The organism is Paraburkholderia sp. (genome assembly GCF_035501035.1).
Lineage (GTDB): Bacteria > Pseudomonadota > Gammaproteobacteria > Burkholderiales > Burkholderiaceae > Paraburkholderia.
The window spans coordinates 1-11948 of the sequence record NZ_DATJWR010000090.1; the positions used below are offsets into that span (position 1 = coordinate 1).

Here is an 11948-nt window from a genome sequence, read left to right on the forward strand (position 1 = left end):
CACAGGAATATTTAGCGAGAGCGTTATGCCCAAGCGGACAGACATCAAGAGCATTCTCATCATCGGCGCGGGTCCGATCATCATCGGCCAGGCGTGCGAGTTCGATTATTCGGGCGCGCAGGCATGCAAGGCGCTGCGTGAGGAAGGCTACAAGGTCATTCTCGTCAACAGCAATCCGGCGACGATCATGACCGACCCGAACACGGCCGACGTGACCTATATCGAGCCGATCACGTGGGAAGTGGTCGAGCGCATCATCGAGAAGGAGCGCCCCGACGCGATCCTGCCGACGATGGGTGGCCAGACCGCGCTGAATTGCGCGCTCGACCTGCACCACCAAGGCGTGCTGAAGAAGTACGACGTCGAGCTGATCGGCGCGTCGCCGGAAGCGATCGACAAGGCCGAAGACCGCCAGAAGTTCAAGGACGCGATGACGAAGATCGGCCTTGGCTCGGCGAAGTCGGGCGTCGCGCACTCGATGGAAGAGGCGCTCAAGGTGCACGCCGAAATCGCCGCGGCGACCGGCTCGGGCGGCTATCCGGTCGTGATCCGTCCGTCGTTCACGCTGGGCGGCTCGGGCGGCGGCATCGCCTATAACCGCGAAGAGTTCGAAGAGATCTGCAAGCGCGGTCTCGACCTTTCGCCCACGCGCGAGCTGCTGATCGAAGAGTCGCTGCTCGGCTGGAAGGAATACGAGATGGAAGTGGTCCGCGACAAGGCGGATAACTGCATCATCGTCTGCTCGATTGAAAACCTCGACCCGATGGGCATCCACACCGGCGACTCGATCACGGTCGCGCCGGCGCAAACGCTCACCGACAAGGAATACCAGATCCTGCGCGACGCCTCGCTCGCCGTGCTGCGCGAGATCGGCGTGGACACGGGTGGCTCGAACGTCCAGTTCTCGATCGACCCGCGCACGGGCCGCATGATCGTGATCGAGATGAACCCGCGTGTGTCGCGTTCATCGGCGCTTGCTTCGAAGGCCACGGGCTTCCCGATCGCCAAGGTCGCGGCGAAGCTGGCTGTTGGCTACACGCTGGATGAGCTCAAGAACGAAATCACGGGCGGCCAGACGCCGGCCTCGTTCGAGCCGACCATCGACTACGTCGTCACGAAGATTCCGCGTTTCGCGTTCGAGAAGTTCCGCGAAGCCGACCCGCGGCTCACCACGCAGATGAAGTCGGTGGGCGAAGTGATGGCGATTGGCCGCACGTTCCAGGAGTCGTTCCAGAAGGCCCTGCGCGGTCTCGAAGTGGGTGTGGACGGCTTGGACGAAAAGACCACGAGCCGCGACGAGATCATCCGCGAGATCGGCGAAGCCGGTCCGGACCGCATCTGGTACGTGGGCGACGCGTTCCGCGTGGGCATGACGCGCGAAGAGATCTTCGAAGAAACCGCGATCGATCCGTGGTTCCTCGCCCAGATCGAAGAAATCATCAAGAAGGAAGAGGCCGTCAAGGGCCGCACGCTCGAAGGCCTCACGAAGGATGAGCTGCGCTACCTCAAGCAAAGCGGCTTCTCGGACCGGCGTCTGGCGAAGCTGCTCGGCGCGAATGCCGCCGACGTGCGCAAACGCCGCATCGAGCTGAACGTTCGCCCGGTCTACAAGCGCGTGGACACCTGCGCGGCCGAGTTCGCCACGAAGACTGCCTACATGTACTCGACCTATGAGGAAGAGTGCGAGGCGAACCCGACGACCAACAAGAAGATCATGGTGCTGGGCGGCGGCCCGAACCGGATCGGTCAGGGTATCGAGTTCGACTACTGCTGCGTGCACGCCGCGCTCGCGATGCGCGAAGACGGCTACGAAACGATCATGGTCAACTGCAACCCCGAGACCGTTTCGACCGACTACGACACGTCCGACCGTCTGTACTTCGAGCCGCTCACGCTCGAAGACGTGCTCGAAGTCGTGGACAAGGAAAAGCCCGTCGGCGTGATCGTGCAGTACGGCGGCCAGACGCCGCTGAAGCTCGCGCTCGACCTCGAGGCGAACGGCGTGCCCATCGTCGGGACGTCGCCCGACATGATCGACGCCGCGGAAGACCGCGAGCGCTTCCAGAAGCTGCTGCAGGACCTGAACCTGCGCCAGCCGCCGAACCGCACCGCGCGCAACGAAGACGAAGCACTCAAGCTCGCCGACGAAATCGGCTACCCGCTCGTCGTGCGTCCGTCGTACGTGCTGGGCGGCCGCGCCATGGAAATCGTCCACGAGCCGCGCGACCTCGAGCGCTACATGCGCGAGGCCGTGAAGGTATCAAACGACTCGCCGGTGCTGCTCGACCGCTTCCTGAACGACGCGATCGAGTGCGACGTGGATTGCATCTCCGATGGCGAAGCCGTGTTCATCGGCGGCGTGATGGAGCACATCGAGCAGGCGGGCGTGCACTCGGGCGACTCGGCGTGCTCGCTGCCGCCGTATTCGCTCTCGAAGGAAACGGTCGCGGAACTCAAGCGTCAAACCGGCGCGATGGCGAGAGCGCTGAACGTGGTCGGCCTGATGAACGTGCAGTTCGCGATCCAGCAGGTGCCGCAGGATGACGGTTCGAAGAAGGACATCATCTATGTGCTGGAAGTGAATCCGCGCGCCTCGCGTACGGTGCCGTACGTTTCGAAGGCCACGAGCCTGCCGCTCGCGAAGATCGCGGCGCGCGCAATGGTCGGCCAGAAGCTCGCGGAGCAGGGCGTGACGAAGGAAGTCGTGCCGCCGTACTTCAGCGTGAAGGAAGCGGTGTTCCCGTTCGTGAAGTTCCCGGCCGTCGATCCGGTACTCGGACCCGAAATGCGTTCGACCGGCGAAGTGATGGGCGTGGGCAAGACCTTCGGCGAGGCGCTCTTCAAGTCGCAGCTTGCCGCGGGCTCGCGCCTGCCGGAGTCGGGCACTGTCTTCATCACCGTGATGGATGCGGACAAGCCCAAGGCCGTCGAAGTCGCGCGCATGCTGCACGAACTCGGTTATCCGCTCGTCGCGACGCGCGGCACGGCGGCGGCGATCGAAGCGGCCGGCGTGCCGGTGAAGGTCGTGAACAAGGTGAAGGACGGCCGTCCGCACATCGTCGACATGATCAAGAACGGCGAGATTTCGCTCGTTTTCACGACAGTCGACGAGACCCGCGCAGCCATCGCCGATTCGCGCTCGATCCGCATGAGCGCGCAGGCCAACAAGGTCACGTACTACACGACGATGTCGGGCGCGCGCGCGGCCGTCGAGGGCCTGCGTTATCTGAAGAACCTGGAAGTCTATGATTTACAAGGCCTCCACGCTCGCCTAAACTAAGGCTTCCATTGTCTGTCCAATACGAACGAGGCAGACAAAAAAGCTGAATGTGCCGCGGTTAAGCGGCGTTCCAACAGGGTTTCCCGGCTGCGCCAAACCGCGCTGCCGCCCTCGCGGAATGCACTTAACCGCGGTGATTTTTTTTAAGGCCGCAACGTGCGCGCAAGCGCTCGTGGCGCGGCCTCATTGAGGCCCTGAGCGGCCATACGAGTTGTTTATGAGCACGATTCCCTTGACCAAGCGTGGTGCAGACCAGCTTCGCGAAGAACTGCAGCGCCTGAAATCCGTCGAGCGTCCGGCGGTCATCAATTCGATCGCCGAAGCGCGCGCGCAGGGTGATCTGTCGGAAAACGCGGAATACGACGCCGCGAAGGAAAAGCAGGGCTTCATCGAAGGCCGCATCGCCGAAATCGAGTCGAAGCTGGCGGCAGCCCAGATCATCGACCCGGCTACGCTCGAAGCGGACGGCCGTGTGGTGTTCGGCTCCACCGTCGATCTGGAAGACCTCGGGTCGGGCAAGTCGGTGACCTATCAGATCGTCGGCGACGACGAAGCGGATCTGGAGCACGGCCTGATCTCGGTGAGCTCGCCCATCGCACGCGCGCTGATCGGCAAGTCCGAAGGCGACGTCGCCGAAGTGCAGGCGCCCGGCGGCGTGCGCGAGTACGAAGTCATCGAGGTTCGTTACGTCTGAGGAGCGCGCAGCCGTGAGTACGTCAGGTTACGCGAGCCCCGCAACTGCGGTTTCGCTCGTTCCACACCGGCTCTTCGGGCTCCTGGCCATGCTTTGGGTCGGCAGCCAGCTGACCATCGGCTATGCGGTTGCGCCCGTGCTGTTTGCGTCGCTCGAAAGGGTGGTGGCCGGCGGGATCGCCGCGCAGCTCTTTCGTATCGAAGCCTTCGTCGGCGTGGTGTGCGGCGTGCTGCTGCTCGGGCTCTCCAACGTGCTCGCGCGGCGCGGCGCCCTGGGCTATCGCCGCTTGCGCTGGATGCTGGCGTTCATGCTGCTCTGTGTGTTGATCGGCTATTTCGCGCTGCAGCCGTACATGAACGCGTTGCGCGTCGCTGCCATGAGCGCGGGGATGGATGTCGCCAGTTCGCCGTATGCGAGCCGCTTCGGCATGTTGCACGGCGTGTCGAGTCTCTTCTATCTCGTGCAGAGCCTGCTGGGCGCGTGGCTCGTCTGGCTGCTGCCTTCGGCCCGCGGCGCAATGCCGCAGCACATGGAGGCTGCGGCGCGTTGAGCGCCGTCATAAGCGGCTTTCAGGAAAATAAGCGGTGAAAAAAAGCGCGGCTCGGTGGCCGCGTTCCTCTTTTACTTCGCGTTCTGATGCGCCCGCTTGGAGCTCGTCTGGCGCTTCTTGGCACGCTTGACGTTGCCGCCTTGCGTGACCCGCTCGTTGCCCTTGACGACGACTTTCTGCGATTTCGGCTTGCGCATCGGGTTGTCGGTGGCCTTGACGACCTTGACGACGCGCGGCGCGGAGCCACGCTTGCCCGCTTCGCGCGCGCTCGGCACGTCGCCGGAAGGCCGCGTCACGGTGCCGCGTGCGCCGGCGCGCGCGGTGGTGGTTTTCGCCTTCGCTTCCTCGGGCTTGTAGATGACGAGCAGCTTGCCGATGTGCTGAATCGGTGCGGCGTTCAGGCGATCGCAGATGTCTTCGTAGATCGCAATTCGCTCTTCGCGCTCGTCGCCGAACACGCGCACCTTGATGAGCTGGTGCGCGGCGAGGTGAACCTTGATTTCCTTGAGAACGGCGTCGGTCAGTCCCTCGGCGCCGACGAGCACGACCGGTTTGAGCGCGTGAGCCTGGGAGCGCAGTTCGGAGCGCTGTTCGGCGGAAAGAGAGAGGGCGGGCATGGGATGTGGCAGACTCGACTAAAATGACGGCGCCGCGCGGGTCGACAGGCCTGAGCTGGATCGACAGGCGTCAACGCGGTCGGCGGCTCGCTGGCCGCCCGGCGCATCGGAAAAAAACCGGGGGTAACGGCAAGGCGCAGGCACTCACGCCGCCGGAGGCGAATGCCTTCCGGTCAGGCGGGCCGCGACGGCCGCACGAATTAAACGCGTATTATCCGCTAAAAGCGCGAGATCACGCAGCAAGAGTTCATCTTTAATGGCAAAAAATAGATTCAACCAATCGTGGTTGCACGACCACATCAATGACCCGTACGTGAAAATGGCGCAGCGGGAGGGTTACCGCGCTCGTGCCGCGTACAAGCTGAAGGAAATCGACGAGCAGGACAAGCTGATCCGCCCCGGCATGGTGATCGTGGACCTCGGCGCGGCGCCGGGCAGCTGGAGCCAGTATGCGCGCAACAAGCTCGCGCAGAGCGGGAAGCGCGACGAGCAAAGGCAGGGCGGCATCGACGGCACGATCATTGCGCTCGATCTCCTGCCGATGGAGCCCATTGCCGACGTGCAGTTCCTGCAGGGCGACTTTCGCGAAGACGACGTGCTCGCGCAACTGGAAGAATTGGTAGGCGGGCGCCCGGTCGATCTTGTAATTTCAGACATGGCGCCCAATCTGTCAGGGGTCGCGTCGGCCGACGCGGCGCGTATCGAACACGTGTGCGACCTCGCGCTCGAATTTTCGCAAAATCATCTGAAACCGGATGGGGCCCTTTTGGTCAAGTGCTTCCACGGCAGCGGTTACAGCCAGATTGTCGAAAAGTTCAAGCAGCAGTTCAAAACCGTGGCCGCGCGCAAGCCGAAGGCTTCGCGCGACAAATCGGCCGAAACGTTTATATTGGGTAAACATCTGAAGCGTCCGAACTAATTGGGGCGTGATTGCGGTCCCGAGGCGCGAAGGTGCCGCCGGACAGATGCAAAAGGGCGTAAAACGCGGTCCGGACAAGGCGCCACGGCTATTCCTGCGGTAGCGAAACGTTATGGCAGGGGGCCCTGTACTGGATTAGAATGCTTTGATGGTGAAGCAAGGCAAATGTAGGCGCCCGTCTATGAGTGAAGGAGTGGTGCTTTGAACAACAACATGTTTTCGAAGGCAGCAGTGTGGTTGGTAATCGCACTGGTGCTGTTTACGGTGTTCAAGCAGTTCGACAAGCCCCGTGTCCAGGAAGGCGTTTCCTATTCGCAGTTCATGGACGACGCGAGAAACGGCAAGGTCAAGAGCGTCGTGGTGCAGGGGCGGAACCTCACGGTCACTCCGGCAGATGGCCAGAAATACCAGATCGTCTCCCCGGGCGACATCTGGATGGTCGGCGACCTGATGAAATATGGCGTGCAGGTGAGCGGCAAGGCCGATGAAGAGCCGAACGCGCTCGTTTCCGCGCTGTACTACCTCGGGCCAACCATACTCATCATCGTGTTCTGGTTCTACATGATGAGGCAGATGCAGGGGGGCGGCAAAGGCGGGGCGTTCTCCTTTGGTAAATCGCGCGCCCGTCTGATCGACGAGAACAACAACGCGGTCAACTTCTCCGACGTCGCGGGCTGCGACGAAGCCAAGGAAGAGGTGTCCGAACTCGTCGACTTCCTGCGCGATCCGCAGAAGTTCCAGAAGCTGGGCGGGCGCATCCCGCGTGGCGTGCTGCTCGTCGGTCCTCCGGGTACGGGTAAGACGCTGCTCGCACGCGCCATTGCCGGCGAAGCGAAGGTGCCGTTCTTCAGCATCTCGGGTTCGGACTTCGTCGAAATGTTCGTCGGCGTGGGCGCGGCTCGCGTGCGCGACATGTTCGAGCAGGCCAAGAAGCACGCGCCGTGTATCGTGTTCATCGACGAAATCGACGCGGTTGGCCGTCATCGCGGCGCCGGCATGGGCGGCGGCAACGACGAGCGCGAGCAGACGCTGAACCAGATGCTCGTCGAGATGGACGGCTTCGAGGCGAACTCGGGCGTCATCGTGATCGCGGCAACCAACCGTTCGGACGTACTGGACAAGGCGCTGCTGCGTCCGGGCCGTTTCGACCGTCAAGTCTACGTGGGCCTGCCGGACATCCGCGGCCGCGAGCAGATCATGAAGGTGCACCTGCGCAAGGTGCCGATCGCCAACGACGTCGACGCGGCAGTGATCGCGCGCGGCACGCCGGGCTTCTCCGGTGCGGATCTGGCGAACCTCGTGAACGAGGCCGCGCTCTTTGCGGCGCGCCGCGGCAAGCGCATCGTCGAGATGCAGGATTTCGAAGACGCGAAGGACAAGATCTTCATGGGTCCGGAGCGCAAGTCGGCTGTCATTCGCGAAGAGGCGAAGCGCGCCACGGCGTACCACGAGTCGGGTCACGCGGTCGTCGCCAAGTTGCTGCCGAAGGCCGACCCGGTGCACAAGGTCACGATCATCCCGCGCGGCCGTGCGCTGGGCGTGACGTGGCAGTTGCCCGAGCACGATAACGAAACCTACTCGAAGGACTATCTGCTTGACCGTCTGGCCATTCTGTTTGGGGGGCGTGTGGCGGAAGAGCTGTTCATGAACTTGATCAGCACCGGCGCTTCGGACGACTTCAACAAGGCGACGCAGACGGCTCGCGCCATGGTCACGCGTTTCGGCATGACCGACGCACTCGGGCCGATGGTCTACGCCGACGACGACAGTGACGGTGGTCCGTTCGGCAAGGGCTTCACGCGCGCGATCTCGGAAGCGACGCAGCAGAAGGTCGACGCCGAAATCCGTCGCGTGCTCGACGAGCAGTACAATCTCGCGAAGCGTCTGCTCGACGAGAACCGCGACAAGGTCGAAGCCATGACCGCCGCGCTGATGGAGTGGGAGACGATCGACGCCGACCAGATCAACGACATCATGGCCGGCCGTCCGCCGCGCTCGCCGAAGAGCACCCCGTCGGCGGGCGACGCGCCTTCGTCGGGCGGCAGCACGGGCAGCGAGGTCAAGCCCGGTAGCGCTACCGCACCGGCGTGATCCTGGCGTGAGTAAAGTTGCGGGCTGGTGTGAAGTTCACATCGGCCCGTTTTGCATTTCTGGCGGGCGCGGCTGCCGTCTGATGGGCGACCTGTCGCACCGCTTCATCTCGTTACACTTCTGAAGTTTCTTGACGTGCCCAATTCCACCTCGCAGGGTAACCTCCCGCCTGAACCGCTCGTATGCGGTCGTTTCACGTTGACGTTCGGGCGTCCGCTCGTCATGGGTATTCTCAACGCCACACCCGATTCGTTTTCCGACGGCGGCCGCTACATCGCCTTCGACGACGCGCTGCGCCGCGCCGAGCAGATGATGCTCGACGGCGTGGATATCATCGACATCGGCGGCGAATCGACGCGGCCCGGCGCGCCGCCCGTGCCGCTCGACGAGGAACTTGAGCGTGTGATTCCGCTCGTCGAGAAGCTCAAGGGTGCGAACGTGCCGCTCTCGATCGACACGTACAAGCCAGAAGTGATGCGCGAGGCGCTCTCCGCCGGCGCGGACATGATCAACGACATCTGGGCCTTCCGGATGCCAGGTGCGATCGACGCCGTGCGCGGCAGCGATTGCGGGCTGTGCGTGATGCATATGCACGGCGAGCCGCAGACGATGCAGGTGGGCGAGCCCGACTATGTGGATGTCGTGAGCGAGGTGCGCGATTTTCTTGCGCGTCGCTGTGCGGAGCTGGAAGCGGCGGGCGTGGCCAAGGCGCGCATCAGCGTGGATCCCGGCTTCGGATTCGGGAAATCGGTGGTCGAGCATAACTACGCACTGCTTGCACACCTGCCCGAGACCGCGCCCGCGGTGACGCCCGGCGTCGCGCCGTATCCGATCCTTGCCGGCATGTCGCGAAAGTCGATGCTCGGCGCCCTCGTGAACCGGCCCGCGCCGGAGCGCGTTGCGGCGAGCGTCGCGGCGGCGGTGTGCGCGGCACAGCGGGGCGCGGCGATCATCCGCGTGCACGACGTGGCGCAAACCGTCGACGCGCTGAAGGTCTGGGGCGCAATGCGCGACGCAATGGCCGGCGGCCCGGCGCCCGCGCGGCGCTGAACATTTGCAAGGGCGCCTGATCGGCATGGTGTGAAACCAGGCCGGGCGCCAAAAAACAGGACAAGGCAGTACCAAACCGAGGGATAGAAAGATGGGGCGTCGTTATTTCGGAACTGATGGAGTTCGCGGCAAGGTGGGCGAGGCGCCGATCACGCCCGATTTCGTGCTGCGGCTAGGCTACGCTGCGGGCAAGGTGCTCGCAGGCGCGGCGTCGACTTCGGGGCCGCGGCCGGCGGTGCTGATCGGCAAGGACACGCGCATCTCGGGCTACATGCTGGAGGCTTCGCTGGAGGCGGGGCTCTCGGCGGCCGGCATCGACGTAATGCTGGCCGGTCCGATGACGACCCCCGGCATCGCCTATCTCACGCGCGCGTTGCGGCTGGCCGCGGGCGTCGTGATCAGCGCGTCGCACAATCCGTACTTCGACAACGGCATCAAGTTCTTCTCGGCCGACGGCAACAAGCTTCCCGACGATGTGGAGACGCAGATCGAGGAGCAGCTCGCATTGCCGCTCGATTGCGCGCCTTCCGAGCAGCTCGGCCGCGCACGCCGCCTGCACGACGCGGGCGGGCGCTACATCGAGTTCTGCAAGAGCACGTTTCCGCAGGCATTCAACCTGCGCGGCCTGAAGCTCGTGATCGACTGCGCCAACGGCGCGGCCTACGATATCGCGCCGCACGTGTTTCACGAACTCGGCGCCGATGTGATTCCGATCGGCGTGTCGCCCAATGGGTTCAACATCAACGACGGCGTGGGTGCGACGGCGCCCGACGCGCTCGTGCGCGCGGTGCGCGCGAATCATGCGGACCTCGGCATCGCGCTCGACGGCGACGCCGACCGGCTCCAGATCGTCGACGCGCAGGGCCGTCTCTACAACGGCGACGAACTGCTCTACGTGCTCGTGAAAGACCGTATTGCGACCGACGGCAAGGTGGAAGGCGCGGTGGGCACGCTCATGACCAATCTTGCGGTCGAGCAGGCGCTCGAAGGCCTCGGCGTGCGGTTCGTGCGCGCGAATGTGGGCGACCGCTACGTGCTGGAGCAGTTGCGTGAGCACGGCTGGCAGCTCGGGGCGGAAGGCTCGGGCCACATCCTCTCGCTCGACCGGCACACGACCGGCGACGGCATCGTTTCGGCGCTGCTCGTGCTCGCAGCGATGAAGCGCAGCGGCCAAACGCTCGCCCAACTGCTCGACGGCGTGAAGCTGTTCCCGCAGAAGCTCATCAATGTGCGCATTGCGCAGGGGGCCGACTGGAAGGGCAACGGCGAGATCCAGCACTCGATCGCCTCCGCCGAGGCGGAGCTCAAGGGCAAGGGCCGCGTCCTGATTCGCGCCTCGGGCACGGAACCGGTGGTGCGCGTGATGGTCGAGGCCCGCGAGGAGCGGGATGCCGTTCACTATGCCGAGGCGATCGCCGGTACGGTGAAGCGCACGATTGCATGAGGGGTGCTCGATAAAGCGTGCCGGGTTTCGCCTGACGATTATCTGATTCGCGTCTGAGTCACACTGAAACGCGCGATGCCGTTACCCGGCGTCGCGCGTTTTTTTTGCAGTGCTTTTCGACGTCGGAGCGGAGCCATGCAAACGTTTCAGAGCGCGTTTCAAATCGCTGTTGGCGCGTGGCTTAGAGGCTTGTGCGCGCAGAGCCCGGACTACCCCTCGAACGCCCGCAGAACAGCCGCCGGACAGCCGCCGACGGCGCTGTGCACTGGCCCGCAACGCCGCCGGCGGGCTGCGCTCGCGTGCGCCGCGGTGCGCCTTTCAGCCGGTAATGAAATTGTCACGTCGGCTTCACGGATCGTCACGGTACTGTCACAGAGAGCCCCTAAGCTTCGCGGTGTCGTTCTTCCGCTCACACACTGGAGGTCTCATGAAATTGATGCAAACCGCGCTCGCTGGCGTTGCTGGCGCGCTCTTCGCGATCGCAGCGCAGGCTGCTGACATCACTGGCGCGGGCAGCACCTTCGCAGCACCGATCTACACGAAATGGGCGGATGCCTATCAAAAGTCGGGCGGCGGCAAGGTGAACTATCAAGGCATCGGCTCGTCGGGCGGCATCAAGCAAATTCAGGCGAAGACCGTCGATTTCGCGGGCTCCGACGCCCCGCTGAAGGACGAAGATCTGGCCAAGGAAGGCCTGTTCCAGTTCCCGACGGTGGTCGGCGGCGTCGTGCCGGCGATCAACGTGCCGGGTGTCAAGCCGGGTGAAATCACGCTGTCGGGCCCGGTGCTCGGCGACATCTACCTGGGCAAGATCAAGAAGTGGAACGATCCGGCCATCGTCGCACTGAACCCGAAGGTCAAGCTGCCTGATCTCGACATTGCCGTGGTGCGCCGCGCCGACGGTTCGGGCACCAGCTTCATCTGGACGAACTACCTCTCGAAGGTCAGCCCCGAGTGGAAGAGCAAGGTCGGCGAAGGCACGACCGTGGCCTGGCCGACGGGCACCGGCGGCAAGGGCAACGACGGCGTCGCGGCCTTCGTGCAGCGTCTGCCGGGTGCGATCGGCTACGTCGAGTGGGCGTACGCCAAGCAAAATCACATGGTCTACACTGCCATGAAGAACGAATCGGGCGCGGTTGTCCAGCCGGCCACCGAAACGTTCAAGGCAGCCGCTGCCGGCGCGGACTGGAAGAAGTCGTTCTACCAGATCCTCACGAACGAGCCGGGCAAGGACGCGTGGCCGGTCGTCGGCGCGACGTTCGTGCTGCTGCACACCGCGCAGGACAAGCCGGATCAGGGCAAG

Annotated in this window: 9 protein-coding genes; 8 read left to right on the top strand and 1 reads right to left on the bottom strand. The window is 64.0% G+C overall.

The features are described from left to right. The first annotated feature begins 25 nt into the window (after nt 1-25). The 3 genes from carB to VMJ11_RS06770 all read left to right on the top strand — a co-directional run bounded on the left by carB (nt 26) and on the right by VMJ11_RS06770 (nt 4524). The gene (gene carB, locus VMJ11_RS06760) at nt 26-3280 is read left to right on the top strand and encodes a carbamoyl-phosphate synthase large subunit (protein ID WP_325618208.1); all 3255 of its coding nucleotides are present in this window, start codon (nt 26-28) and stop codon (nt 3278-3280) included. A 217-nt stretch (nt 3281-3497) separates the two neighbouring features. Then, nucleotides 3498-3974 (top strand): transcription elongation factor GreA, encoded by a 477-nt coding sequence (gene greA / locus VMJ11_RS06765; protein WP_325618210.1) that lies wholly within the window; start codon nt 3498-3500, stop codon nt 3972-3974. 88 nt (nt 3975-4062) lie between these two features. Continuing rightward, nucleotides 4063-4524, top strand: coding sequence for a DUF4149 domain-containing protein (locus tag VMJ11_RS06770; RefSeq protein WP_325618222.1), 462 nt, complete (start codon nt 4063-4065; stop codon nt 4522-4524). A gap of 71 nt (nt 4525-4595) precedes the next feature. On the opposite strand, the gene VMJ11_RS06775 is transcribed toward VMJ11_RS06770, so the two are convergent. Continuing rightward, nucleotides 4596-5141, bottom strand: coding sequence for a YhbY family RNA-binding protein (locus VMJ11_RS06775; RefSeq protein ID WP_325618212.1), 546 nt, complete (start codon nt 5139-5141; stop codon nt 4596-4598). Between the two features lie 256 nt (nt 5142-5397). Here VMJ11_RS06775 and VMJ11_RS06780 point away from each other — a divergent pair, with 256 nt between their 5' ends. The 5 genes from VMJ11_RS06780 to pstS form a co-directional block, all read left to right on the top strand. After that, nucleotides 5398-6060 (top strand): RlmE family RNA methyltransferase, encoded by a 663-nt coding sequence (locus VMJ11_RS06780; RefSeq protein ID WP_325618214.1) that lies wholly within the window; start codon nt 5398-5400, stop codon nt 6058-6060. A gap of 201 nt (nt 6061-6261) precedes the next feature. Then, nucleotides 6262-8151 carry an ATP-dependent zinc metalloprotease FtsH gene (gene ftsH / locus VMJ11_RS06785; RefSeq protein ID WP_325618216.1) on the top strand — a complete coding sequence of 630 codons (1890 nt, stop codon included), beginning with the start codon at nt 6262-6264 and terminating at the stop codon, nt 8149-8151. A 222-nt stretch (nt 8152-8373) separates the two neighbouring features. Then, nucleotides 8374-9201, top strand: a complete 828-nt coding sequence (gene folP, locus VMJ11_RS06790) for a dihydropteroate synthase (protein ID WP_325618224.1) — start codon at nt 8374-8376, stop codon at nt 9199-9201. A 91-nt stretch (nt 9202-9292) separates the two neighbouring features. Then, nucleotides 9293-10645, top strand: a complete 1353-nt coding sequence (gene glmM, locus VMJ11_RS06795; protein ID WP_325618218.1) for a phosphoglucosamine mutase — start codon at nt 9293-9295, stop codon at nt 10643-10645. Nucleotides 10646-11072: 427 nt separating this feature from the next. After that, nucleotides 11073-11948, top strand: an 876-nt coding sequence (pstS, locus tag VMJ11_RS06800) for a phosphate ABC transporter substrate-binding protein PstS (RefSeq protein ID WP_325618220.1), incomplete at its 3' end; no start/stop codon positions are given.

What these genes read in the sequence shown, in the direction of transcription:
- folP (WP_325618224.1), top strand. Translation starts at nt 8,374, where the DNA reads ATGGGTATTCTCAACGCCACACCCGATTCGTTTTCCGACGGCGGCCGC.
- greA (WP_325618210.1), top strand. Translation starts at nt 3,498, where the DNA reads ATGAGCACGATTCCCTTGACCAAGCGTGGTGCAGACCAGCTTCGCGAA.
- VMJ11_RS06775 (WP_325618212.1), bottom strand. Translation starts at nt 5,141, where the DNA reads ATGCCCGCCCTCTCTCTTTCCGCCGAACAGCGCTCCGAACTGCGCTCC.
- glmM (WP_325618218.1), top strand. Translation starts at nt 9,293, where the DNA reads ATGGGGCGTCGTTATTTCGGAACTGATGGAGTTCGCGGCAAGGTGGGC.
- VMJ11_RS06780 (WP_325618214.1), top strand. Translation starts at nt 5,398, where the DNA reads ATGGCAAAAAATAGATTCAACCAATCGTGGTTGCACGACCACATCAAT.
- VMJ11_RS06770 (WP_325618222.1), top strand. Translation starts at nt 4,063, where the DNA reads ATGCTTTGGGTCGGCAGCCAGCTGACCATCGGCTATGCGGTTGCGCCC.
- carB (WP_325618208.1), top strand. Translation starts at nt 26, where the DNA reads ATGCCCAAGCGGACAGACATCAAGAGCATTCTCATCATCGGCGCGGGT.